The sequence below is a fragment of the Pseudomonas sp. GM30 genome, assembly GCF_000282275.2.
GTDB lineage: Bacteria > Pseudomonadota > Gammaproteobacteria > Pseudomonadales > Pseudomonadaceae > Aquipseudomonas.
In genome coordinates, this window is record NZ_AKJP02000029.1 from 113,061 (window position 1) to 137,990 (window position 24,930).

Consider the following 24,930-nt stretch of genomic DNA (forward strand, 5'->3'; position numbering starts at 1 on the left):
ACTGCTGTTGAAACTGCTGATTCTCGATCGGGACGGAGTGATCAATTACGACTCCGACGCTTACATCAAGTCGGTGGAGGAGTGGATTCCGCTGCCCGGCTCGATCGAGGCGATTGCGCAGTTGAGCAAGGCCGGTTGGACGGTGGCGGTCGCCACCAACCAGTCGGGCATTGCTCGCGGCTATTACGACCTCGCCACCCTCGACGCCATGCACGCGCGCTTGCGCACGCTGGTGGCAGAGCAGGGCGGTGAAGTCGGGCTGATCGTGTATTGCCCGCATGGGCCTGACGAGGGTTGCGATTGCCGCAAGCCGAAGCCGGGGATGTTGCAAACCATCGCGGCGCATTACAACGTGGCGCTGACGAATGTCTGGTTCGTCGGCGACAGCCTTGGTGACCTGGAGGCCGCCAAAGCCGTCGATTCACAGCCCGTTTTGGTAAAGACCGGGAAAGGCGAAAAGACTCTGGGCAAGACCCTTCCGGTCGGCACCCTGATTTTTGACGATCTGGCGGCGATTGCCGCAGAACTTATCCACAACTAGAGTACTTCTGAAGTTCCTGACCAGGGATTGATCGGGAGTGCGCTTGAACAGTCGGGCATTGCCCGTAACGGTAAACGTCGCCATGTCGATACTGCAGGCCATCAGAATTTTTCTCTTTTACCTGCTGCTGGGCACTACTGCCTTGCTGTGGTGCAGCCTGAGCTTTTTTATCGCGCCCTTTTTGCCGTTCAAGGCGCGTTATCGTTTCATCAATGTGTACTGGTGCCGTTGTGCCTTGTGGTTGACCAAGGTGTTTCTCGGCATTCGTTACGAAGTCAAAGGCGCGGAAAACGTGCCGGATCGGCCCTGCGTGATTCAGTCGAACCACCAGAGCACCTGGGAGACGTTCTTTCTCTCCGCTTATTTCTCGCCCTTGAGCCAAGTGCTCAAGCGTGAATTGCTCTACGTACCGTTCTTCGGTTGGGCCATGGCCATGCTGCGGCCGATCGCGATTGACCGCGACAACCCGAAAGCCGCGCTCAAGCAAGTCGCGGCCAAAGGCGATGAGCTGCTTAAGGACAATGTCTGGGTATTGATCTTCCCGGAAGGCACCCGCGTTCCCCACGGCACTATTGGCAAGTTCTCGCGCAGTGGCAGCGCGTTGGCAGTCAATGCGGCACTTCCGGTGCTGCCGATTGCACACAATGCCGGCAAATTCTGGCCAAAAATCGGCTGGGGCAAGAGGCAGGGTGTGATCACCGTGGTCATCGGCAAGCCGATGTATGCCGAAGGGAGTGGCCCGCGCGCCATCGCCGAGTTGAACGACCGGGTACAAGCCTGGAACGAACAGACTCAGCGCGAAATGGGTTCGCTGCCACCAGCACCGCAGGCACCTGCCGCGAATGATCAGGTGGCTGTCTGAGATTTTGTGGATAACCTGTGTACGGTTTTGTTGAAAAAGCCTGAATATTGAAAGTAACCGATTGATTTACTTATATATTTCTCAAGCTCATAAAACACCGTAAAAGGTGCATAAGTTTTTTTCGGAAGTAAAAGAACCGGCTGATATAGCCGGTTTTTTTGTGCCTGTTCACTCGCAGATCAGCGGTAACTGCAGCCGGAACGTGGTGCCTTGATCGACAATACTGCGGCACTCGATATTACCGCCATGATGGTCGACCACTGCCTTGACCATCGACAGCCCCAACCCGACGCCATCAATCCCCTGCGCCGACGAAAAACGCCGGTACTGGGTGAACAGATCCGGCAACTCCTCGGCGGCAATGCCTTTGCCCTGATCGGTCAATTCACAACACAGCCACTCGCCCTGGCAACTGACGTTCAACTTGATCGTTGTATCAGGCGGGCTGTACTTGACCGCGTTTTCCAAAAGGTTGAACAAGGCGCGGGTCAGCAGGCCTTGGTCCGCGTTGATCAGACGCTCCTGGGATTGTTCGTCCATGGTGTGCAGCAGTTTGATGCTTTTCTGCTGGGCGATGGGCAACGCCTGATCCAGCACGTCCAGTACCAGCATCGCGAACAGACTGGGCTGGAACTGGTAAGCCTCAGACTCGGCCCGCGCCAACAGAACGAAACCGTCAGTCAGATCGAGCGCCCGGCGTACCTGGCGCTCGATCTGCTCGAACAGCGGTGAGTCCGCTCCGGCTTGATGGCGATGCACATCGAGCAGGGCCAAAATCGCCGAATGCGGGGCGCGCAGATCGTGAGATAGAAAACGCAGCAAGACTCCGCGCTGTTCTTCTGCGGCGCGTTCGGCGCTCAGGTCGGTGAGGCTCAGCAGCCAGCCGATGGGAGTATCGCCATCCACCGGCAGCAATGCCGCGCGCTCCAGACGCAAACTGCGTTCCTTGTGATCGCGAAACTCCAACAGCGTCAGGTCCGACAGCGCCGGGCGTGGTTCTGTGGACAACTCCGGGTAACCAAGGCGGGCCAGTTGCTTGAGGACATCGTCGCCGACCAACGGGTGATCGAACAAAACACGGGCCTTGCGATTACCCAACAGGATCTGCCCCTTGGGATCGCTGATCAGCGTCGCCACCGGCAGGTATTCCAGACCGTCGGCAATGAAGCGTCGAGTATCGCGCGTGCGGCTCATGGCTTGCTCCAGTGCCATGATCTGGCCCTGCAGCTGATCAGCGCTGGTGAATTGCGCACGACGGCGCTCCGGAAATACTTTCGGCTCGCGGTCCAGCCGTGCCAGCTCCCAGCCAAAATACGTCAGCACCACGCTCAGGCGCCGCCAGTTCCAGATCAGGTAGCCGAACAACATGCCCAGCGCCGCTGGAGTCGGTGACCACCAGTGCCGAACTTCCGCCAGCCCGGCGCTGGTCAGCAGCACACAAGCCACACCGCACGATGTCACCCAGATCGCCCAGCGCGGGCGCCACAGCAGCAATCCGAGTACGCAGGCTACCAGCCCTACCGAAAGCAACGCACTCCACATCGGTACCACGTCGTGCAGATTGATCTGCGCGCGATACGACAACAAGGCAGTCAGCGGCAACAGCACTAGACTTATCCACACCCACTCGCGCACCAGCCGTCGAAACAGGCGCTGGACCTGACTCGGCTCGCGGCTTTCGCGTCGACGCGGGCTATTCATGACAAACAGGGCAGGGGACAGTGAATGGTTTCATGGACCACAGGTCTGAGGACGTAGATCCGAAGAATCATAGCGGACGTCGACCGATGATGGACGGCTTACTTTTACCGCACAGGCCAGACCGTTATGGTTGCCGGCCACTGCCCAAGCAACAAGGAACCCACGCGTATGCGCGTTGCGATACTGGACGATGAACCTGCCGAACTGCGGCGGGTCGAGCAAACCCTGCAGCAAATGGCTGCGGAGGGAGACCAGCCTTGGTCGTTGCACAGCTTTGAACGGGGCGAGGACCTGCTGCGCCAATTGCGCCGGGACACTTTCGACCTGCTGATCCTCGACTGGCAACTGCCCGACCTGACCGGCCTGGCGCTGCTGCGCTGGACCCGCGAACACATGGAGTCGCCGCCCGCCGCGATCATGCTGACCAGCCGCGACGGCGAAAGCGATATCGTCCAGGCGCTGAACGCCGGTGCCGACGATTACGTCAGCAAACCGTTCCGCCCCAACGAGCTGAAAGCCCGAGTCGCCGCCGTACTGCGCCGGCACAGTCAGCAACGCAGCACCGCTGCCGAAGTCCTGACGTTCAATGACCTGACCTTCGACGATGCCGAACTGAGCGTCACCCGCGAGGGCAAGGCCGTGGTCATGACGGAGCGTGAATACCGCCTGGCACGCTGCCTGTTCAGTAACCTGGGTCGGCCGTTGTCGCGAGAGTACTTATACGAACGCTTCTGGCCCCACGAAGAAGTTGCGTCGTCACGGCCGCTGGATACGCACATCTACCGCTTGCGCAACAAACTGGGGCTGACGGCGGATCGCGGTTGGCAGTTGCTGACGATTTATGGGTATGGGTATCGGTTGGAGAGTGTATCTGCGACAGCTGCTGACAGCATGATGCAGTCGTAAGGTGAATCGACCAGTCAAACTGGTCGATATTTGGCAGCCCGAGAGTGTCAGTTGACCAAAGGTGCACGCCAGTCATCTGAACCCGTCGTGCCGCAAATTTCATGCGTCCAGATGATTTTACGATACGTGAAATGTACGTCTTCCAACTGTGTGAAGTGCGCCATATTCATATCTTGGCAATTCGGCATTCTGGAATTCACTTCCACAATAACGGCGTCTACCAATTCAATACTGAAAAAATGTTCTTGTTTACCTGAAGCGGAAGTTCGATACCAGGCAATATGACAATTGTCCAAGACTTCGCCACTGGTCAAGGCGCTGAATATCAACGGGGATGCCTTGTCGAAAACCTTGGTAACCATGAGCGGCTTATGCACCCGCTGACCGGTGGGTTGGCCGGATTGAGGGTCACGTGGAATGATGATTTGATGGCTGAAAGCTTGTACCAAAATCTGATCTTCGTGCCCTTCCTGGTAGGTATTACCCACTGAATCTGCTGTAAAAGCTCCAGCACTGATTAAACCTTGTCGATTACCATTGATCGTCAAATACGCAGGTGTTGGCATAACTAAGTTCCCTGTTTGATTCTAGACACTGACAATGCTTCACCTGTGCCGTAGGGCAGTTAGCGAAGCGGCTGTAAGATAAATAGAACCGATCCAGATATATGTAGGAAGAGTCTCTCCTCTACGAAGGGATAGTCTTAAAATTTGCAGGATTTAATCCAACAGGAAAGAACCAAAAAAAAGCCAGCGCATAGCGCTGGCTTTTTTATTCGTGCGTTAGCGATGGGACGATGGATCAGAAATCCAGGTTCGAAACCGCCAGCGCATTGCTCTCGATGAAGTCACGGCGAGGTTCGACCGCATCACCCATCAGGGTGTTGAAGATCTGGTCTGCGCCAATGGCGTCTTCGATGGTGACTTTCAGCATGCGGCGCACGCTTGGGTCCATGGTGGTTTCCCACAGCTGATCCGGGTTCATTTCACCCAGACCTTTGTAGCGCTGGATGGTGTGGCGCTTGGTGCTTTCGGCCATCAGCCAGTCGAGGGCTTCCTTGAACTCGGTGACGGCTTTCTTGCGCTCGCCACGCTGGATGTACGCGCCTTCGTCGAGCAGGGTGCTCAGTTGAGCGCCGAGGGTGACGACGGTTTTGTAGTCGTTGCTGCCGAAGAAGTCGCGGTTGAAGGTGACGTAGTTCGACAGGCCGTGGGAGATCAGCTCGACCTCTGGCAGCCAAACGCCACGTTCACGGTCTTCACGCAGGCTGGCCTTGTAGACCAGGCCCGACTTCTCGACGGTGCGCAGACGCACTTCGTACTGAGCCAGCCAGTCCTGCATCTTGGCGTGGTCGCCGAGCATTTCCAGGCTCACGGCCGGCAGGTAGATGAAGTGTTCGGTCAGTTCCTGCGGGTACAGGCGCGACAGACGCTTGAGGGTCTTCATCACCATGCGGAAGTCGTTGACCAGACGCTCGAGCGCTTCACCGGAAATGCCCGGAGCCTCTTCGTTCAGGTGCAGGCTCGCATCTTCCAGAGCCGACTGCGTCATGTACTCTTCCATGGCATCGTCGTCTTTGATGTATTGCTCTTGCTTGCCTTTCTTGACCTTGTACAGCGGCGGCTGGGCGATGTAGATGTAGCCGCGCTCGATCAGCTCCGGCAACTGACGGAAGAAGAAGGTCAGCAGCAGGGTACGGATGTGCGAACCGTCGACGTCAGCATCGGTCATGATGATGATGTTGTGATAGCGCAGCTTGTCGATGTTGTACTCTTCGCGACCGATACCGCAGCCGAGTGCAGTGATCAGCGTGCCCACTTCCTGGGACGAGATCATCTTGTCGAAGCGTGCTTTCTCGACGTTGAGGATCTTGCCCTTCAGCGGCAGGATCGCCTGGGTCTTGCGGTTACGTCCCTGCTTGGCAGAGCCGCCCGCGGAGTCACCTTCCACGAGGTACAGTTCGGACAGCGCAGGATCTTTTTCCTGGCAGTCAGCGAGCTTGCCCGGCAGGCCGGCGATGTCCAGCGCGCCTTTGCGGCGGGTCATCTCACGGGCCTTGCGCGCCGCTTCACGGGCACGGGCCGCGTCGATCATCTTGCCGACGACCAGCTTGGCTTCGTTCGGGTTTTCCAAAAGGAAGTCGGAGAAGTACTTGCCCATCTCCTGCTCGACCGCGGTCTTCACTTCGGAAGACACCAGCTTGTCTTTGGTCTGCGAGCTGAACTTCGGATCCGGCACTTTCACCGAAATGATCGCGGTCAGGCCTTCACGGGCATCGTCACCGGTGGTAGCGACTTTGTGCTTCTTCGCCAGACCTTCCTGCTCGATGTAATTGTTCAGGTTACGCGTCAGTGCGGAACGGAAACCCACCAAGTGAGTACCGCCGTCGCGCTGTGGAATGTTGTTGGTGAAGCACAACAGGTTCTCGTTGAAGCTGTCGTTCCACTGCAGGGCGATTTCCACGCCGATGCCGTCTTCACGCTGGATGTTGAAGTGGAACACCTGGTTGACCGCAGTCTTGTTGGTGTTCAGGTATTCAACGAACGCACGCAGGCCGCCTTCGTATTTGAACAGCTCTTCCTTGCCGCTGCGCTCATCCTTGAGGACGATGCCGACACCGGAGTTGAGGAAGGACAGTTCACGAATGCGCTTGGCCAGGATGTCCCAGCTGAAGTGAATGTTCTTGAAGGTTTCGCTGGAAGCCTTGAAGTGGATCTGGGTACCGGTGGTTTCGCTGTCGCCAACGATCGCCATCGGTGCCTGAGGTACGCCGTGGACGTAGGTCTGTTCCCAGATCTTGCCGCTGCGGCGTACGGTCAATACCAGCTCTTCGGACAGGGCGTTCACGACCGATACACCTACACCGTGCAGACCGCCGGATACCTTGTAGGAGTTATCGTCGAACTTACCGCCAGCGTGGAGGACGGTCATGATGACCTCGGCGGCGGAAACGCCTTCCTCTTTGTGCACGTCTACCGGGATGCCACGGCCGTTGTCTTTAACGGTGATGGACTCATCCGGGTGGATGATGATGCTGATGTCGTCGCAGTGGCCGGCGAGGGCTTCGTCGATCGAGTTGTCGACCACCTCGAACACCATGTGGTGCAGACCGCTGCCATCGTCGGTGTCACCAATGTACATACCGGGACGTTTGCGTACGGCATCCAGGCCTTTCAGCACTTTAATGCTCGTTGAGTCGTACGTATTTTCTTCGCTCAATGCCTTCACTCCCGATGGTCGTGGGTCTGGGTGATACGGCCCTGTTCCACGTGGAACAGAGCGACTGGCGTTTCCGTCTGCCAGCCTTCCCTCAATAATTCGTGATCTACACAGGTGATGAAAACCTGGCAGCGTAAGTCTTCCAGCAAGCGGCACAGCGCGCGACGGTGGCTCTCGTCCAGCTCGGACGGCAAGTCATCCACCAGATAAATACACTGGCCGCGTCGGGCCTGGCTCACCAGATGCCCTTGGGCAATTCGCAAAGCACAGACCACCAGCTTCTGCTGACCCCGGGACAAGATGTCCGCGGCGTTGTGCGCGCCCAATCTAAGGCGCAAGTCAGCGCGTTGCGGTCCGGCCTGGGTATGACCCATTTGCTGGTCCCGTTGCACGGACCCAGCCAATACGGCACTCAATTCCCGGTCCTTGTCCCAGCCTCGGTAATAGCTGAGCGTCAAACCTTCAAGCTCAACCAGTTCGCTCAAGGTTTGTTCAAAGACTGGTTTCAAGGCTTTGATGTAAGCGCGGCGGTATTCATCGATTTCAGCGCTGGCCTGGCACAGTTCCCTGTCCCAAACCGCTTGCGAAACGGCGTCAAGTGTACCATGCCGCAGCCAGGAGTTTCTCTGGCGCAAGGCCTTCTGCAAACGCTGCCAGGTCGCCATGAAACGCGGTTCGACGTGGAACACACCCCAATCGAGAAACTGCCGGCGAATCTTCGGCGCACCTTCGAGCAGGCGGAAGCTGTCGGGGTTGATCAGTTGCAACGGCAGGATCTCGGCCAGTTGCGCAGCGCTGCGGGCGTTCTGCCCGTCGATGCGGATCTGGAACTCGCCCTGACGGTCGCGAGATATCCCCAGTGCACTGTGGCCACCCTCGGCCAGTTCGACCTGACCGAACACGGTGCAGGCAAGTTGCTCGTACTGGATAACCGGCAACAGCCGCGTGCTACGAAACGAACGGGCAAGCCCCAGCAGATGAATGGCTTCCAGAACACTGGTTTTGCCGCTGCCGTTGGCGCCGTAAAGAATGTTGATGCGGGGGGAGGGGGAGAAGGTCACCGGGTGCAGATTACGCACCGCGGTGACCGAAACACGACTTAAGGACATCCAGGATCAGCTGATTACAGACGCATCGGCATGACAACATAAGCCGAGTCGTCATTGTCGGACTCTTGCACCAGCGCACTGCTGTTGGAGTCGGACAGGATCAGGCGCACCTGTTCGGTGGTCATCACGCCCAGCACGTCGAGCAGGTAGCTCACGTTGAAGCCGATTTCCAGCGAACCGCCGTTGTATTCAACGCCCACTTCTTCTTCCGCTTCTTCCTGCTCCGGGTTGTTGGCCTGGATCTTCAACTGACCGCTGGCCAGTTGCAGACGAATACCGCGGTACTTCTCGTTGGACAGGATCGCGGTACGGCTGAACGCTTCACGCAGGGCCTGACGATCGCCCAGTACCAGCTTGTCGCCACCCTTCGGCAGAACGCGCTCGTAGTCCGGGAACTTGCCGTCGACCAGCTTCGAGGTGAAGGTGAATTCGCCGGTGGTGGCGCGGATGTGATGCTGACCCAGAACGATGCTGACGTTGCCATCCGGCTCGGTGAGCAGCCGCGCCAGTTCCAGAATGCCTTTGCGCGGCACGATCACCTGGTGACGATCCGGCTGACCGATATCGGCCTGCATCGAGCACATGGCCAGACGGTGACCGTCGGTAGCCACGGCGCGGATCACACCGGCCGAGACTTCCAGGAGCATGCCGTTGAGGTAGTAGCGCACGTCCTGCTGGGCCATGGCGAAGCTGGTGCGTTCGATCAGACGACGCAGTTTGCTTTGCTCCAGGCTGCAGGTCAGGGAACCCGGGCCTTCTTCAACCGTCGGGAAATCGTTGGCCGGCAGGGTCGACAGGGTGAAACGGCTGCGACCGGCCTTCACGACCAGCTTCTGCTCATCGACCTTGATGTCGATCAGCGCGTCGTTGGGCAGACTCTTGCAGATGTCCATCAGCTTGCGCGCAGGCACGGTGATGGAACCGGTTTCGGCCGGCTCTTCGAGTTGCACGCGACCGACCAGCTCGACTTCCAGGTCGGTACCGGTCAGCGACAGTTGCTGGCCGTCGACGACCAACAGCACGTTGGACAGTACCGGCAAGGTCTGTCGGCGCTCGACGACGCCTGCGACCAGTTGCAGGGGTTTCAACAGGGCTTCGCGTTGAATGGTGAAATGCATGGTCTAGTCCCTTGCCTTAATAAGCTGCGCTGGTGTTCATCAAGTGGTCAGTGTACGCAGCAGGTTCTTGTAGTCCTCGCGGATGTCCGCGTCGGATTCCTTAAGTTCGTTGATCTTGCGGCAGGCGTGCAACACCGTCGTGTGGTCGCGACCACCAAACACATCGCCGATTTCCGGCAGGCTATGGTTGGTCAGTTCCTTGGACAGCGCCATGGCCACCTGACGCGGACGTGCCACCGAGCGCGAACGGCGCTTGGACAGCAGGTCGGAGATCTTGATCTTGTAGTACTCGGCGACGGTGCGCTGAATGTTATCCACAGAGACCAGTTTGTCCTGCAGTGCCAACAAGTCTTTCAGGGATTCGCGGATCAACTCGATGGTGATGTCGCGGCCCATGAAGTGCGAGTGGGCGATCACGCGTTTCAGCGCGCCTTCCAGCTCACGGACGTTGGAACGAATTCGTTGAGCAATGAAGAACGCCGCGTCGTGAGGCAACTCGACTTTGGCCTGGTCGGCCTTCTTCATCAAGATCGCCACGCGGGTTTCCAGCTCCGGCGGCTCGACGGCAACCGTCAGGCCCCAGCCGAAGCGGGATTTGAGGCGCTCTTCAAGGCCTTCGATTTCTTTCGGGTAGCGGTCACTGGTGAGAATGACCTGCTGGCCCCCTTCAAGCAGGGCGTTGAAGGTGTGGAAAAACTCTTCCTGGGAACGCTCTTTACGGGCGAAGAACTGAATGTCGTCGATCAACAGAGCGTCCACCGAACGGTAGAAACGCTTGAACTCGTTAATCGCGTTCAGCTGCAACGCCTTGACCATGTCAGCCACGAAACGCTCGGAATGCAGGTACACGACCTTGGCATTCGGGTTCTTCTTTAATAGATGGTTACCCACTGCGTGCATCAAGTGGGTTTTACCCAGGCCGACGCCGCCATAAAGGAACAGCGGGTTGTAACCGTGCTTGGGATTGTCCGCCACCTGCCAGGCCGCCGCCCGGGCGAGCTGGTTGGACTTGCCTTCGACAAAATTCTCAAAGGTGAAGGTGCGGTTCAGGTAACTGGTGTGCTTGAGCGCGCCTTCGACCTGCACCGTGCGCTGTTCGGCGCGAACCGGGGCTTGTTGCGAGGCCGCACCGGCCATCGGGTCAAAGCTGTCGCGGGACGGCTCTTCGCTGACTTCCTCGGTTTTCTGCGTCGAGCGCTTGGCCGGGGCTGCACTTGGAGCGGGGGCTGGGGCACTGGCCGGCGCGGTATGGGCCTGAGCCTGAGACACCTGTGCAGCAGCCAACGGCGCGTTCGGCGCGGCACGCGGTGCCGAGCTGCGTTTGCTGCCTATTAATAAGGAAAGCGCTGGCGCCATGCCGTTGCCGTGCTCATCCAGCAGTTCAAGGACGCGACCGAGGTACTTTTCGTTGACCCAGTCCAGCACAAAACGGTTCGGTGCGTAGACGCGCAACTCGTCGCCTTCGGCTTCGACCTGTAGTGGACGGATCCAGGTGTTGAATTGTTGGGCAGGCAGCTCCTCGCGCAAAAGCTCCACGCACTGCTGCCAAAGTTCCACTGACACGGATATCCCCTAAGTTGAAAGCCGGTGAGGCAAAAACAAGCGGCCATTGTAACGGCGAGCCGTCCACTTATCCACATGCAGGTTGTGGGGTGAGCATGATTAATCAATGCGTTAACCGGTAAAAAGGCGACCAACGGTGTGTGCATAAGCTCTGTGGATAACCACCTCTGAGGGCACTGGACAACTGGGGGTGGAACTCGGTGGATAACCAGCCTGTGGATAACAAGCCATTCCACACACAGGTTATCCGACAGCGCAGCACAGGCTGAACACGGTTTTCCACTGTAGTTGTCATTCTCTGTACATCACGCTCTACAAGGGCTGAAGATGGTTATCCACAGAAGATGGCTGCCCTAGCTTTTACAAGCTTTACAGAAAAGCTTTAAATAATTCCCTTCTTTATTTTTATGTCTGGCAAACAGGATTTCGCTTCCGCAAGCTCCAGAGATCTATTTATAAGGAAACGCTGGTTGGAAATTGACCTGAAGGCTTGCTTTCTCTAGAATCCCCGGTCTCTTAAAACGGGGGCCATTCCGGCCCGTTGTGGACGAACCAGGTAACACGACATGAAACGTACTTTCCAACCAAGCACTATCAAACGCGCTCGTACCCACGGTTTCCGTGCTCGCATGGCTACCAAGAACGGTCGCGCTGTCCTGTCGCGTCGTCGCGCCAAAGGTCGTGCGCGTCTGGCAGTTTGATAATCCGGTACTGGAGGTGAGTCAGGACTTCAGTCGGGAAAAGCGTCTGCTTACCCCCCGGCATTTCAAGGCAGTCTTTGACTCCCCTACCGGCAAGGTTCCGGGGAAAAATCTCCTGCTCCTTGCGCGCAACAACGACCTTGATCACCCCCGTCTCGGGCTGGTTATCGGGAAAAAGAGCGTAAAGCTCTCCGTCGAGCGCAATCGCCTCAAACGTCTGATGCGCGAATCGTTCCGTCTGCACCAGGATGCTCTGGTCGGCTGGGACATCGTTATCGTCGCGCGCAAAGGTTTGGGCGACGTAGAAAACCCCGAATTGATTCAGCATTTCGGCAAACTCTGGAAGCGTCTGGCCCGTAACAAGCCAGTTCCAGCGGTCAAAACCGAAACTGTAGGGGTAGACAGTCCAGATGCGTAAACTGGCACTCGTTCCGATCCAGTTTTATCGCTACGCCATTAGTCCTTTGATGGCCAGTCACTGTCGTTTCTACCCCAGTTGTTCTTGCTACGCGTATGAAGCCATCGAAAATCATGGCCTTCTGCGCGGTGGCTGGCTGACCTTTCGTCGTTTAGGTCGCTGTCATCCGTGGAATCCCGGTGGTTATGACCCGGTTCCACCTATCCCTACCTCCCGTTCTTCTTCGATGGCCGAGTAATCATGGATATCAAACGCACGATCCTGATCGTCGCCCTGGCAATCGTGTCCTACGTTATGGTTCTTAAATGGAACCAGGACTATGGCCAGGCTGCCCTGCCGACTCAGAATGTTGCTTCCAGTACGACTGCATCCGGTTTGCCGGACACCGTTCCTGGCAATAACGCTTCCGCCAGTGACGATATTCCGCGTGCCGCCAGCGATACCAGCGCACCTGTGGAAACTCCGGTCGCTGCCAGCAAGGATCTGATCCAGGTCAAAACCGACGTGCTCGATCTGGCGATCGATCCACAGGGCGGTGACGTTGCTCAACTGACTTTGCCACTGTATCCACGTCGTCAGGATCGTCCTGATGTGCCGTTTCAGCTGTTCGACAACGGCGGCGAGCGTACTTATCTGGCACAAAGCGGCCTGATCGGCACCAACGGTCCGGACGCTAGCCCGGCCGGTCGTCCGGTTTACGCCTCGGAGAAGAAAAGTTATCAACTGGCTGACGGTCAGGACCAACTGGTCGTCGACCTGAAGTTCAGCAAGGACGGCGTCAACTACATCAAGCGTTTCACCCTGAAACGCGGCCTGTATGACGTGACCGTGACCTACCTTGTGGATAACCAGAGCGCGCAGCCTTGGTCGGGTTCGATGTTCGCCCAACTGAAGCGCGATGCAAGTGCCGACCCTTCGTCGACCACTGCCACCGGCACCGCGACTTACCTGGGCGCAGCCCTGTGGACAAGTTCCGAGCCGTACAAGAAAGTGTCCATGAAAGACATGGACAAAGGTCAGCTCAAGGAAACCGTCATCGGTGGCTGGGTAGCCTGGCTGCAACACTACTTCGTGACTGCATGGGTTGCGCCGAAGGGCGAAAACAACATCGTTCAGACGCGTAAGGACAGCAAGGGCAACTACATCATCGGTTACACCGGTCCTTCATTGACCGCTGCACCGGGCGCGAAAGTTGAAACCAGCGCCATTCTGTACGCCGGTCCGAAAAGCCAGGCTGTACTGAAACAGTTGTCCCCAGGTCTGGAACTGACCGTCGACTACGGCATTCTGTGGTTCATCGCCCAGCCAATCTTCTGGTTGCTGCAACACATCCACGCGATTGTGGGTAACTGGGGCTGGTCGATCATCTTCCTGACCATGCTGATCAAAGGGATCTTCTTCCCGCTGTCGGCTGCCAGCTACAAATCCATGGCGCGCATGCGTGCCGTTGCGCCGAAACTGGCTGCACTGAAAGAGCAACATGGCGATGACCGGCAGAAAATGTCGCAAGCCATGATGGAGCTGTACAAGAAAGAGAAGATCAACCCGCTGGGCGGCTGCTTGCCGATCCTCGTGCAGATGCCGGTTTTCCTTTCGCTGTACTGGGTTCTGCTGGAAAGCGTGGAAATGCGCCAGGCGCCGTTCATGCTGTGGATCACTGACCTGTCGATCAAAGATCCGTTCTTCATCCTGCCGATCATCATGGGCGCGACCATGTTCATCCAGCAGCGTCTGAACCCGACTCCACCGGATCCGATGCAGGCGAAGGTCATGAAAATGATGCCAATCATCTTCACCTTCTTCTTCCTCTGGTTCCCTGCAGGTCTGGTGCTGTACTGGGTTGTGAACAACTGCCTGTCGATTGCCCAACAGTGGTACATCACGCGTAAGATCGAAGCGGCGACGAAAAAAGCCGAGGCGTAACTTACTCTGTGGATAACACCACTCAAAACGCCCCCTAGTGGGGCGTTTTGCTATCTGCCACTTTTGTCTGGATTCCGGTTTATGAGCGCACCTCGTGAAACCATCGCCGCTGTCGCCACCGCTCAAGGTCGCGGCGGTGTCGGCATCGTCCGTATTTCCGGGCCGTTGGCCAGCGCTGCGGCCAACGCCATCAGCGGCCGTGAACTGAAACCGCGTTACGCGCATTACGGTCCGTTTTTCAGTGCTGATCAGCAGGTGCTGGACGAAGGTCTGGCCCTGTATTTCCCGGGACCGAATTCGTTTACTGGCGAAGACGTGCTTGAACTGCAGGGGCACGGTGGCCCGATCGTCCTCGATATGCTGCTCAAGCGTTGCCTGGAACTGGGTTGCCGTCTGGCCCGCCCGGGTGAATTCAGCGAGCGCGCGTTCCTCAACGACAAACTCGACCTGGCTCAGGCCGAGGCAATCGCCGACCTGATCGAGGCCAGTTCTGCACAGGCTGCACGCAATGCTCTGCGCTCCTTGCAAGGCGCGTTTTCCCAGCGTGTGCATAATCTCACCGAACAACTGATCGGCCTGCGCATCTACGTCGAAGCCGCCATCGACTTCCCGGAAGAGGAAATCGACTTCCTCGCCGATGGCCACGTGCTGAGCATGCTCGACAAGGTACGTGAAGAGTTATCCACCGTGCTGCGTGAAGCCGGGCAGGGTGCCTTGTTGCGTGATGGCATGACGGTGGTGATTGCCGGTCGTCCGAATGCCGGCAAGTCCAGTCTGTTGAATGCCCTGGCCGGCCGCGAAGCCGCGATCGTCACCGAGATTGCCGGCACCACCCGGGATATCCTGCGCGAACATATCCACATCGACGGCATGCCGTTGCACGTTGTAGATACCGCCGGTCTGCGCGACACCGACGATCATGTGGAAAAGATCGGCGTCGAGCGTGCATTGAAAGCGATTACTGAAGCGGATCGGGTGCTGCTGGTAGTCGATGCCACCGCGCCGGAAGCTACAGATCCGTTTGCCCTATGGCCGGAATTCCTCGAAACCCGGCCGGATCCGGCCAAAGTCACCTTGATCCGCAACAAGGCTGACCTGACGGGTGAAGCAATCGCTCTGGAAGTCAGCGACGATGGCCACGTGACCATCAGCCTCAGCGCCAAATCCGCTGGCGAAGGGCTGGAATTGCTGCGCGAACACCTCAAGGCCTGCATGGGCTATGAGCAAACCTCGGAAAGCAGCTTCAGTGCCCGTCGCCGTCATCTGGAGGCTCTGCGCCATGCCAGTGCAGCGCTGGAACATGGTCGCGCACAGCTGACGTTGGCCGGCGCCGGTGAGCTGCTGGCCGAGGATTTACGTCAGGCCCAGCACTCTCTGGGAGAAATCACCGGGGCATTCAGCTCCGATGATCTGCTTGGCCGGATCTTTTCCAGCTTCTGCATCGGTAAATGACCAAAGGGGCTGCGGACAATTTATCCACAGCCCCTTGGTTTCACCAGTTGTAAGACACCGTACCGAGTAAGGTGCGATCTTCACCCCAATAGCAACGGCCAGCATCGTTGCATCCCGACACATATTCCCTGTCGAACAGGTTCTTGGCGTTCAGGTCGACGCTCCAGTGCGTGTCGATCTGATAACCGATCGCCGCATCTACCAACGTGACGTCGCCGGCGTCCAGCTTGCCGTACAGCGAAGGCGAGGTGTAGGCGAAGGCACTGTCGAAGTAACGCACGCCGCCACCCACGTACAAACCTTTCAAATCGCCATCGAGGAAACGGTACTTGGTCCAGACCGACGCCTGATTACGCGGCACGCCGGTCATCTGGTGGCCTTTGACCAACGAGGTCGCCGCGTCCTTGGTAATCCGCGCGTCGGTGTAGGTGTACGCCGCTGTCACATTGAGGTTCTGGGTCAGATTGCTGTTGAGTTCCAGTTCCACGCCTTTGGAACGGCTTTCGCCGACCTGGCGGTAGGTCGACGTGGTCGAGTCGAAGTAGGTGTCGTCCTTTTTGCGCAGGTCATACACCGACGCGGTGAACGCGGTATCCCAGCCGATCGGTTCGTACTTGAGGCCCACTTCGTATTGGCTGCTGGTGATCGGATCAAGCGGCGCGCCGGCATTGGATATCTGCTGCACCGGCACGAACGAGGTGGAATAGCTGACATACGGCGTCATGCCGTTGTCGAACTGGTACATCACGCCGCCCTGGTAGGTGAACTTCTTGTCCTCGGAACTGATGTTGCTGCCCTTGGCCACCTTGTCGCGGAAGTCACTGTCGACCCAGTCCTGACGACCGCCAAGCAGGAACAGCCAGTGGTCATACTTGCTCTGGAGCTGTGCATAAACACCTTTCATCTGCTGCTCAAGCAAGGTGTTCTGCACCGCAATCGGTGTAGTCGGATCGCGCAAGTAAACCGGGTTGTAGATATCGATTGGCCCGACGATGCCGGCATTCCAGTCCTGATTGAACGAAGTGCGGTCGTAGCTGGCGCCGAACAGCACGGTGTTTTCCAGCTCGCCGACCTGGAATCTGCCTTCCAGTTGGTTATCCAGCGAATACACCATGGATTTGTTGAAGCGATCGTACGCGGTCATGTTCAGGCGCGTGCCGAAGCCTGCGTTATTGAGGTTGCCCGGCCAGGTTTCATGGCGGGTGATCCGCGACTGCATGTAGCGCGAGTTCTGGCGGAACTGCCAGTCATCGTTGAAGGAATGGCTGAACTCATAACCGGTGCTCCAGGTTTCCCGTTCGAAGGTGTTCCAGTCCGAATCGCCAAGCATGGTGCCTTTGGATAGCTTGCCGTTGGGATTGCTCAGCAATGTGCCGGCCGCCGGCAGACCCAGTTCCATATTGGTGTGATCTTTCTGGTAGTTGGCCAACAGGGTCAGGGTGTTGAAGTCGTCGAAATTCAGGGTCAGCGACGGGGCGATGTAAATGCGGTCATCCGGTACGTGATCGGTCTGGGTGTCTGACTTGCGTCCGAGCATCACCACTCGTCCCAACACATTGCCGCTGTCGTTGAGCGGCCCGGACACATCGATGCCAATCTGCCGGCGATTATTCGAGCCATAACCCAGTTGCACTTCGCCGCGTGGAGCTGCGGTCGGCCGCTTGCTCACCAGATTCACCAGGCCGCCCGGGGCGTTTTCCCCATAGAGCAAGGACGATGGTCCGCGGAAAATTTCCACTCGTTCAAGTCCGTAAGGCTCGGTGCTGGTGTCATAGCGGTTACCTTGCACACGTAGGCCATCGCGCAGCAGGCCGTAGCCGTAATCGGTCGCGTTGAAACCTCGAATGAAAAACAGATCGCCGGCCAGACTGTCGCCCGCTGCAAACGGTGGGGCGAAGATGCCGGGAACGTAGCCGAGTACCTCGGTGAGCGTCTGAGATTTCTGATCTTTCATGCGCTGTGCGGTGACGACTGACACCGAACGTGGTGTTTCCGACAACGGCGTGCTGGTTTTCGTACCGATCCGGCTGTTCTGCGCCTTGTAGCCGACGTCGGCGGCATAATCCAGATCCATCGGGTTGGCGAGCTGGCCATTGATGTTGGTCGGTGCCAGTTCCAGCGAGTCACCAGTCGGCAGCGCCTGCAGAATGTAGCTGCCCGGCGCCTGAGGTACGGCTTGCAGACCGGAGCCTTGCAGCAGTTGGGCGAATCCCTGTTCGACGGTGAAGTTGCCGTTCAGTCCGGTACTGCGTAAACGGTTGGTCTGCTGCGGCGAGAACGACAGAATCACGTTTGCAGTGGAGGCGAATTGGCTCAAAGCATTGTCCAGCGGGCCGGCAGCAATGGTGTAGCGCTGCGCGACCGTTGCCGCGAAGGCGTTATGGGTCATTGCCAGGCAGGACGCGGCACTGGTCATCAGTAGGCTGTAGGCAATGCAGTGGTGGGAAAAACGCTGACGGAACGTGGGAAGACGCATGTGTGGATAAGCCCTGAAGGTGGCGAAGAGCCGCGTTTATCGCGATTACCTGTAGGGCCGGGTCAGGACAAAAAAAGATAACCCTGCTTTCGATTTTTTTCCCCAGGAGATTTTCAATCAGACGCTATGGCTGATCGAGACCCAGTAACGGGTGAAGTAGCGGACGTTGATCGGTAACGAGGCCTGAAGATTGGCCAGCACAGCATCGGTGGAATCGAGCCGAAAGGTGCCGGATACGCGTAGATCCCGGGCACGACTATCGCAGTGCAGAACACCGCTGCGATAACGCCCCAGCTCTTCGATTACCTCGCCCAGCCGCGCATCCAGCACGATCAGCTGGCCGTTGGTCCAGGCTACTGCCGAGGATTTAAAGGGGTAAAGGACCCCGATATGCCGACTATCGAAATCCGCACCTTCGCCTGCTTTCAGGATCATCGCGCTCGTTGATTGGTCAGCGGGTTGCACGCTGACCCGATCTTCCAGCACGCCGACCCGCGTTGAGCCCGACAACTTATGCACAGAAAAACGGGTACCCAACGCTTGAATTCGGCCATCCCCGGTTTCGACCAAAAACGGCCGCTGATCGCCGAGCTTGCCGGTCTGAATGAGGATTTCACCCGAGCGCAAACGAATCAGCCGTTGCGTTGCGTCGAAAGACACATCGATGGCCGTATCGGTATTGAGCTGGATCTGGCTGCCATCCGCCAATGAGATGTTGCGACGCTGGCCAACGCCGGTTTTGTAATCAGCCCAGGCATTTCCAAGGGAGGTATGTTGTTGGGCGTTCCAGCCAAGGATCCCCGTCCCTGTCGCGAGCAGTAATAATTTCAGGATCTGGCGCCTTTGTTGGCCGCTATTCAGTGCGCGACGTTTCAAATCCAGCGGCAAAATGCCGAGCTGACGCTGCAGTTGTTCCATCTGGTTCCAGGCCGCCAGATGCGCTGGATCGCTATCTATCCACAGCTGCCAGGCTTTTTGATCGGCGAGGGTCGGCGGATCGGCCTGAAACTGCACGTACCAACTGGCAGCCGCTTCGAAAACCTTGCGGTTCGGTGCAGTGGGCATCAACGCTGCGCCATGATCAGGGCACATTCCGTCAGGGCGCGGATCATGTGCTTCTTTACTGTGGTCAGGGAAACCTGCAACTGCACAGCGATCTGTTGATAAGTCAGACCGTCGATCTGCGAAAGCATGAAGATCTTCTGGGTTCGCGCGCCCAGACCGGCCAAGGCTTTATCCACAGCGATCAGGGTTTCGATGATCAGCGCCTTGTCTTCTTCGCTGATGGCGGTGGCTTCTGGTCGAGCAGCCAAGGTCTGCAAGTAGGCAACTTCGATGGCCTGTCTTCGATAGCGATCAATGACGAGGCCGCGTGCAATGGTCGCCAGATAATCCCGCGGTTCGCGAATCTGCGACGCATTACGTGCCGCGAGGATCCGCACGAAAGTGTCATGCGCGACATCGGCAGCATCGCAGGCGTCATGCAGTTTGCCCTTGAGCCATCCATACAGCCACGAATGGTGTTGCTCGTAGATTTGCTCGATCGCAGCATGATGGGCGGGTAGGGACATGGGAGAAACTGACGAGTTAATGATAATGGCTATTATTAGCCTCTGTTACGTTCTCTCACAATAGCCCTGTCACATCCCCCTATCGACTTCATGCTCGTCTCCGATCTCTCGGTGGCGTTTTACTGCGTCCTGAAAAAACCGTCTGGTTGAATTTCTGTGGATTAAGCCCTGTGAATAACCGCCTCTGAGGTCAGTTGATAACAGGGCGTGAAAACTGGATATAACTGCCTCTGTGGATAACCACCCCATTCATCCACAGGCTTAAACCGGTTATCCAAGGGCCTCCCGAGGACCTGATAACAGGGTTTTGAAACTCTGTACACATTGAATAATAAGGCCTGCAGCAATCTATCCACAGAAAAGTAGGTCAGTAAGAATAAGCATTAAAACAAAGGTTTTATAAATTTCTCTCTTTTTTATTCTTTTAACCTCGAGTTCTCCACAGCTGGTTAAATTTTGTGCAAAGGGTTCTTTAGGAAGGGCGAAGTCCCTATACTTGTCGACCAGGTCCAGAAACCTGATCTCAAACTATTCCTGAATACCTACTTAAGCAGGCACGAGGTGCGTGGTGGATTTCCCTTCCCGTTTTGAAGTGATCGTCATCGGCGGCGGTCATGCCGGTACCGAGGCAGCACTGGCCTCAGCACGTATGGGGGCAAAAACCCTGTTGCTGACGCATAACGTGGAAACCCTCGGTGCCATGAGCTGCAACCCGGCCATCGGTGGCATTGGCAAAAGCCATTTGGTCAAGGAAATTGACGCCCTCGGCGGCGCGATGGCCATGGCTACCGATCTGGGCGGCATCCAGTTTCGCGTATTGAACAGCCGCAAAGGTCCGGCCGTACGGGCCACCCGTGCGCAAGCCGACCGTATTCTGTACAAGGCCGCTGTCCGCGAAATTCTGGAAAACCAACCGAACCTGTGGATATTTCAACAGGCCGCTGACGACCTGATCGTCGAGCAGGACCAGGTACGCGGTGTTGTCACGCAAATGGGTCTGCGGTTCTTCGCCGATTCCGTGGTGTTGACCACTGGTACGTTCCTCGGTGGACTTATCCACATCGGTTTGCAGAATTTCTCCGGCGGTCGTGCCGGTGACCCGCCGTCGATTGCCCTGGCACATCGTCTGCGTGAACTGCCGCTGCGTGTCGGTCGCCTGAAAACCGGTACGCCACCGCGCATCGATGGCAAATCTGTGGATTTCTCGGTCATGACCGAGCAACCGGGCGATACGCCGATCCCGGTCATGTCGTTCATGGGCAACAAGGAACAACATCCGCGCCAGGTCAGTTGCTGGATTACCCATACCAACGCCCGCACCCACGAAATCATCGCGGCGAACCTCGATCGTTCGCCGATGTATTCCGCTGCCGGCGAAATCGAGGGCATCGGTCCGCGCTACTGCCCGTCGATCGAAGACAAGATTCATCGCTTTGCCGACAAGGAAAGCCATCAGGTGTTCATCGAGCCGGAAGGCCTGACCACCCATGAGCTGTACCCGAACGGAATATCCACAAGCTTGCCGTTCGACGTGCAATTGCAGATCGTGCAATCGATCCGCGGCATGGAAAACGCGCACATCGTGCGTCCGGGGTATGCGATCGAGTACGACTACTTCGACCCGCGCGATCTGAAGTACAGCCTGGAAACCAAAGTCATCGGCGGTCTGTTCTTCGCTGGCCAGATCAACGGCACCACCGGTTACGAAGAAGCCGGTGCGCAAGGTTTGCTCGCCGGGGCCAACGCCGCATTGCGTGCGAAGGGCAAAGAAGCCTGGTGCCCGCGTCGCGATGAGGCGTACATCGGTGTGCTGGTCGACGACCTGATCACCCTCGGCACCCAAGAGCCGTACCGCATGTTCACTTCCCGTGCCGAGTACCGCCTGATCCTGCGTGAAGACAACGCCGACCTGCGTCTGACCGAAAAAGGTCGCGAGCTGGGTCTGGTCGATGACGCGCGATGGGCGGCGTTCTGCAAGAAACGCGAAAGCATCGAACTCGAAGAGCAGCGCCTGAAAAGCACCTGGGTTCGCCCGGGCACTCAGCAAGGCGATGCGATTGCGGAAAAATTCGGCACGCCGCTGACTCACGAATACAACTTGCTCAACCTCTTGAGTCGTCCGGAAATCGACTACGCTGGTCTGGTCGAAGTGACCGGGCAGGGCGCCGAAGATCCACAGGTCGCCGAACAAGTCGAGATCAAGACCAAGTACGCCGGTTACATCGACCGTCAACAGGATGAAATCGCCCGTCTGCGCGCCAGTGAAGACACGAAACTGCCTGTGGATATCGATTACACCAACATTTCCGGTCTCTCCAAGGAGATCCAGAGCAAGCTCGGTGCGACGCGTCCGGAGACGCTCGGTCAGGCTTCGCGGATCCCGGGCGTGACCCCGGCGGCGATTTCGCTGTTGATGATTCATTTGAAAAAACGCGGCGCGGGCCGTCAGTTGGAGCAAAGCGCTTGAGTTCTAAGGTCACTTCGCAACACGCCGAAGAGTTATCCACAGGAGCCCGCGCGCTCGAGGTCAATCTCACTGAAACCCAGCACGAATTGCTGCTGGGTTATCTGGCCCTGTTGATCAAATGGAACCAGGCCTACAACCTGACAGCGGTGCGCGATCCCGATGAAATGGTTTCGCGGCATCTGCTCGATAGCTTGAGCGTGATGTCGTTCATCGAAAACGGCCGTTGGCTCGACGTTGGCAGTGGCGGCGGCATGCCCGGCATTCCGCTGGCGATCCTGTATCCGGACTCGCAAGTCACCTGTCTGGACAGCAACGGCAAGAAAACCCGCTTCCTGACTCAGGTCAAACTCGAACTCAAACTGGATAACCTGCAAGTTATCCACAGCCGCGTCGAAGCGTTCCAGCCTGCCCAGCCATTCAACGGGATCATTTCCCGGGCGTTCAGCAGCATGGAAAACTTCACCAACTGGACTCGCCACCTCGGCGATGCCGACACGCGCTGGCTGGCAATGAAGGGCGTTCATCCGGCCGATGAGCTGGTAGCATTGCCGGCAGACTTCAAACTCGATAGCGAACACGCCCTGGCCGTACCCGGTTGCCAAGGCCAACGCCATCTGCTGATACTGCGCCGCACGGCATGATTGGGAACACAAGCAAGAATGGCTAAGGTATTCGCGATAGCGAACCAGAAGGGTGGTGTGGGCAAGACCACCACCTGCATCAACCTCGCAGCATCCCTGGTCGCGACCAAGCGCCGGGTGCTGTTGATCGATCTCGATCCACAGGGCAACGCCACCATGGGTAGCGGTGTGGATAAACATGGCCTGGAAAACTCGGTCTACGACCTGCTGATCGGCGAATGCGATCTGGCACAGGCCATGCACTACTCCGAGCACGGCGGTTATCAATTGCTGCCGGCCAACCGCGACCTGACCGCGGCCGAAGTGGTGCTGCTGGAAATGCAGATGAAGGAAAGCCGTCTGCGCAGCGCGCTGGCGCCGATCCGTGAAAATTACGATTACATTCTGATCGACTGCCCGCCGTCGCTGTCGATGCTCACCCTGAACGCACTGGTTGCCGCTGACGGGGTGATTATCCCCATGCAGTGCGAGTACTTTGCGCTCGAAGGCTTGAGCGACCTTGTGGATAACATCAAGCGCATTGCCGAACTGCTGAACCCGAACCTCAAGGTCGAAGGTCTGCTGCGCACCATGTACGACCCGCGGCTGAGCCTGATGAACGATGTTTCGGCGCAGCTCAAGGAACACTTTGGCGAACAGCTGTACGACACGGTGATCCCGCGCAACATTCGTCTGGCCGAAGCGCCGAGCTACGGTATGCCGGCATTGGCCTACGACAAGCAATCGCGCGGCGCGCTGGCCTACCTGGCCCTGGCGGGCGAGATGGTTCGCCGTCAGCGCAAAAATTCACGCATCGCCGCTGCCCAGCCAACTTAAGGAATCCCCATGGCCGTCAAGAAACGAGGTCTCGGACGTGGACTGGATGCACTGCTGAGTGGTCCGACCGTCAGCGCGCTGGAAGAACAGGCGGCGCAGGCCGATACCCGTGAACTGCAACACCTGCCGCTGGATCTGCTGCAGCGTGGCAAATACCAGCCACGCCGTGACATGGATCCACAGGCGCTGGAAGAGCTGGCGCAGTCGATCAAGGCGCAAGGCGTGATGCAGCCGATCGTGGTGCGCCCGATTGGCGGTGGCCGCTTCGAAATCATCGCCGGTGAGCGCCGCTGGCGCGCCAGCCAGCAGGCCGGCCAGGAAACCATCCCGGCGATGGTCCGTGATGTGCCGGACGAGACCGCGATCGCCATTGCGCTGATCGAGAACATCCAGCGTGAAGACCTGAACCCGATCGAAGAAGCCGTCGCCTTGCAGCGTCTGCAGCAGGAATTCCAGCTCACCCAACAGCAGGTTGCCGAGGCTGTGGGTAAGTCCCGGGTGACTGTGGCTAACCTGTTGCGACTTATTGCACTGCCGGAAGTCATCAAGACCATGCTGTCCCACGGCGACCTGGAAATGGGTCACGCCCGGGCTTTGCTCGGTCTGCCGGACAATCAGCAGGTGGAAGGGGCGCGACATGTTGTCGCACGCGGCCTGACTGTGCGCCAAACCGAGGCACTGGTTCGTCAGTGGTTGAGTGGCAAACCGGAGCCTGTGGAAGCGGCCAAACCTGACCCGGATATTGCCCGGCTAGAACAGCGTCTGGCCGAGCGCCTAGGCTCTGCGGTGCAGATTCGCCACGGCAAGAAGGGAAAAGGTCAGCTGGTCATCGGTTATAACTCCCTCGATGAGCTTCAAGGTGTGCTCGCACACATCCGCTGAAACATTTCCTCATGTAGCGCGCAGTCGGAAATCACTACCTGACAGTTGAATAGGGGCAGAACCGCCCCTATACTCTGCGCGCATTTTGTCGGCACAAATTATGCCAAGTTATTGAATTTCGGCAGCCGACCATTGGAGAGCAATCGTGATGGAAACCCGCAAGCCAAACCGCCTGCCGTTCCATCGCCTGGCGGTTTTTCCGGTGTTGATGGCTCAATTTGTCATTTTGCTCATTGCCGCTTTGGCGCTCTGGCAATGGCACGGAGTCGTTGCCGGATACTCGGGACTTTGCGGAGGCCTGATAGCCTTGCTGCCCAATGTTTATTTCGCTCACAAGGCATTTCGGTTTTCCGGCGCCCGAGCAGCCCAGTCCATCGTCCGGTCATTTTATGCCGGCGAGGCAGGCAAACTGATTTTGACGGCAGTGCTGTTTGCACTGGTGTTTGCAGGTGTGAAGCCATTGGCGCCGATCGCAGTATTCGGCGCTTTCGTGCTGACTCAGTCGGTCAGCTGGTTCGCTCCCCTGCTGATGAGAACAAGACTTTCGAGACCTTAGGGCGTTTG

At 57.7% G+C, this 24,930-nt stretch carries 22 protein-coding genes; 13 read left to right on the plus strand and 9 right to left on the minus strand.

The features are described from left to right. Position 1: 1 nt before the first annotated feature. Positions 2-541, plus strand: a complete 540-nt coding sequence (gmhB, locus tag PMI25_RS22225; RefSeq protein WP_177325594.1) for a D-glycero-beta-D-manno-heptose 1,7-bisphosphate 7-phosphatase — start codon at positions 2-4, stop codon at positions 539-541. A gap of 82 nt (positions 542-623) precedes the next feature. Next, a complete protein-coding gene (locus PMI25_RS22230) occupies positions 624-1,403 on the plus strand; it encodes a lysophospholipid acyltransferase family protein (protein ID WP_045122165.1) in 780 nt (259 codons plus the stop codon). Positions 1,404-1,571: 168 nt separating this feature from the next. Here the strand turns inward: PMI25_RS22230 and PMI25_RS22235 are convergent, their stop codons facing one another. Beyond that, positions 1,572-3,104, minus strand: coding sequence for a sensor histidine kinase (locus PMI25_RS22235; RefSeq protein WP_007960760.1), 1,533 nt, complete (start codon positions 3,102-3,104; stop codon positions 1,572-1,574). Between the two features lie 168 nt (positions 3,105-3,272). On the opposite strand from PMI25_RS22235, the gene PMI25_RS22240 reads away from it, so the two are divergent. Beyond that, on the plus strand, positions 3,273-4,010 hold the full coding sequence (locus tag PMI25_RS22240; protein WP_007960761.1) for a response regulator transcription factor: 738 nt from the start codon (positions 3,273-3,275) through the stop codon (positions 4,008-4,010). A 47-nt stretch (positions 4,011-4,057) separates the two neighbouring features. On the opposite strand, the gene PMI25_RS22245 is transcribed toward PMI25_RS22240, so the two are convergent. From PMI25_RS22245 to dnaA, 5 genes are all read right to left on the minus strand, one after another. Then, positions 4,058-4,576, minus strand: a complete 519-nt coding sequence (locus PMI25_RS22245) for an Hcp family type VI secretion system effector (RefSeq protein ID WP_007960762.1) — start codon at positions 4,574-4,576, stop codon at positions 4,058-4,060. Between the two features lie 235 nt (positions 4,577-4,811). Beyond that, a complete protein-coding gene (gyrB, locus tag PMI25_RS22250; protein ID WP_007960764.1) occupies positions 4,812-7,229 on the minus strand; it encodes a DNA topoisomerase (ATP-hydrolyzing) subunit B in 2,418 nt (805 codons plus the stop codon). A gap of 5 nt (positions 7,230-7,234) precedes the next feature. Next, positions 7,235-8,338 carry a DNA replication/repair protein RecF gene (gene recF / locus PMI25_RS22255; RefSeq protein ID WP_003220208.1) on the minus strand — a complete coding sequence of 368 codons (1,104 nt, stop codon included), beginning with the start codon at positions 8,336-8,338 and terminating at the stop codon, positions 7,235-7,237. A gap of 14 nt (positions 8,339-8,352) precedes the next feature. After that, the gene (gene dnaN / locus PMI25_RS22260; protein ID WP_007960767.1) at positions 8,353-9,456 is read right to left on the minus strand and encodes a DNA polymerase III subunit beta; all 1,104 of its coding nucleotides are present in this window, start codon (positions 9,454-9,456) and stop codon (positions 8,353-8,355) included. Between the two features lie 39 nt (positions 9,457-9,495). After that, positions 9,496-11,019, minus strand: a complete 1,524-nt coding sequence (gene dnaA / locus PMI25_RS22265; RefSeq protein ID WP_007960768.1) for a chromosomal replication initiator protein DnaA — start codon at positions 11,017-11,019, stop codon at positions 9,496-9,498. A 566-nt stretch (positions 11,020-11,585) separates the two neighbouring features. Here dnaA and rpmH point away from each other — a divergent pair. The 5 genes from rpmH to mnmE all read left to right on the plus strand — a co-directional run bounded on the left by rpmH (position 11,586) and on the right by mnmE (position 15,513). Next, the gene (rpmH, locus tag PMI25_RS28275; protein WP_003213577.1) at positions 11,586-11,720 is read left to right on the plus strand and encodes a 50S ribosomal protein L34; all 135 of its coding nucleotides are present in this window, start codon (positions 11,586-11,588) and stop codon (positions 11,718-11,720) included. Positions 11,721-11,736: 16 nt separating this feature from the next. Further along, the gene (gene rnpA / locus PMI25_RS28280; protein ID WP_202962695.1) at positions 11,737-12,138 is read left to right on the plus strand and encodes a ribonuclease P protein component; all 402 of its coding nucleotides are present in this window, start codon (positions 11,737-11,739) and stop codon (positions 12,136-12,138) included. Further along, positions 12,131-12,376, plus strand: coding sequence for a membrane protein insertion efficiency factor YidD (gene yidD, locus PMI25_RS28285; RefSeq protein WP_010465488.1), 246 nt, complete (start codon positions 12,131-12,133; stop codon positions 12,374-12,376). Before rnpA ends, yidD begins: the two co-directional genes overlap by 8 nt. A gap of 2 nt (positions 12,377-12,378) precedes the next feature. Beyond that, positions 12,379-14,061 (plus strand): membrane protein insertase YidC, encoded by a 1,683-nt coding sequence (yidC, locus tag PMI25_RS22275; RefSeq protein WP_007960770.1) that lies wholly within the window; start codon positions 12,379-12,381, stop codon positions 14,059-14,061. 81 nt (positions 14,062-14,142) lie between these two features. Further along, positions 14,143-15,513 (plus strand): tRNA uridine-5-carboxymethylaminomethyl(34) synthesis GTPase MnmE, encoded by a 1,371-nt coding sequence (gene mnmE, locus PMI25_RS22280; protein WP_007960771.1) that lies wholly within the window; start codon positions 14,143-14,145, stop codon positions 15,511-15,513. Between the two features lie 40 nt (positions 15,514-15,553). Here mnmE and PMI25_RS22285 read toward each other — a convergent pair whose 3' ends face one another. The 3 genes from PMI25_RS22285 to PMI25_RS22295 form a co-directional block, all read right to left on the minus strand. After that, positions 15,554-17,989, minus strand: a complete 2,436-nt coding sequence (locus PMI25_RS22285) for a TonB-dependent siderophore receptor (protein ID WP_007960772.1) — start codon at positions 17,987-17,989, stop codon at positions 15,554-15,556. A gap of 117 nt (positions 17,990-18,106) precedes the next feature. Continuing rightward, positions 18,107-19,054 (minus strand): FecR domain-containing protein, encoded by a 948-nt coding sequence (locus PMI25_RS22290; RefSeq protein WP_007960773.1) that lies wholly within the window; start codon positions 19,052-19,054, stop codon positions 18,107-18,109. Continuing rightward, the gene (locus PMI25_RS22295; protein ID WP_007960774.1) at positions 19,054-19,560 is read right to left on the minus strand and encodes a sigma-70 family RNA polymerase sigma factor; all 507 of its coding nucleotides are present in this window, start codon (positions 19,558-19,560) and stop codon (positions 19,054-19,056) included. The genes PMI25_RS22290 and PMI25_RS22295 overlap by 1 nt, the downstream gene beginning before the upstream one ends. 568 nt (positions 19,561-20,128) lie before the next feature. On the opposite strand from PMI25_RS22295, the gene mnmG reads away from it, so the two are divergent. From mnmG to PMI25_RS22320, 5 genes are all read left to right on the plus strand, one after another. Then, positions 20,129-22,027: a tRNA uridine-5-carboxymethylaminomethyl(34) synthesis enzyme MnmG gene (gene mnmG, locus PMI25_RS22300; protein ID WP_007960775.1), complete on the plus strand. Its 1,899-nt coding sequence runs from the start codon at positions 20,129-20,131 to the stop codon at positions 22,025-22,027. Next, entirely contained in the window at positions 22,024-22,668 is a 645-nt protein-coding gene (rsmG, locus tag PMI25_RS22305) for a 16S rRNA (guanine(527)-N(7))-methyltransferase RsmG (protein ID WP_007960776.1), read from the plus strand. The genes mnmG and rsmG overlap by 4 nt, the downstream gene beginning before the upstream one ends. A gap of 18 nt (positions 22,669-22,686) precedes the next feature. Next, positions 22,687-23,484 carry a ParA family protein gene (locus PMI25_RS22310; protein ID WP_003229787.1) on the plus strand — a complete coding sequence of 266 codons (798 nt, stop codon included), beginning with the start codon at positions 22,687-22,689 and terminating at the stop codon, positions 23,482-23,484. 9 nt (positions 23,485-23,493) lie between these two features. Then, positions 23,494-24,366, plus strand: coding sequence for a ParB/RepB/Spo0J family partition protein (locus PMI25_RS22315; RefSeq protein WP_007960777.1), 873 nt, complete (start codon positions 23,494-23,496; stop codon positions 24,364-24,366). Between the two features lie 148 nt (positions 24,367-24,514). Beyond that, positions 24,515-24,922 carry a F0F1 ATP synthase subunit I gene (locus PMI25_RS22320; RefSeq protein WP_003229783.1) on the plus strand — a complete coding sequence of 136 codons (408 nt, stop codon included), beginning with the start codon at positions 24,515-24,517 and terminating at the stop codon, positions 24,920-24,922. Positions 24,923-24,930: the final 8 nt, after the last annotated feature.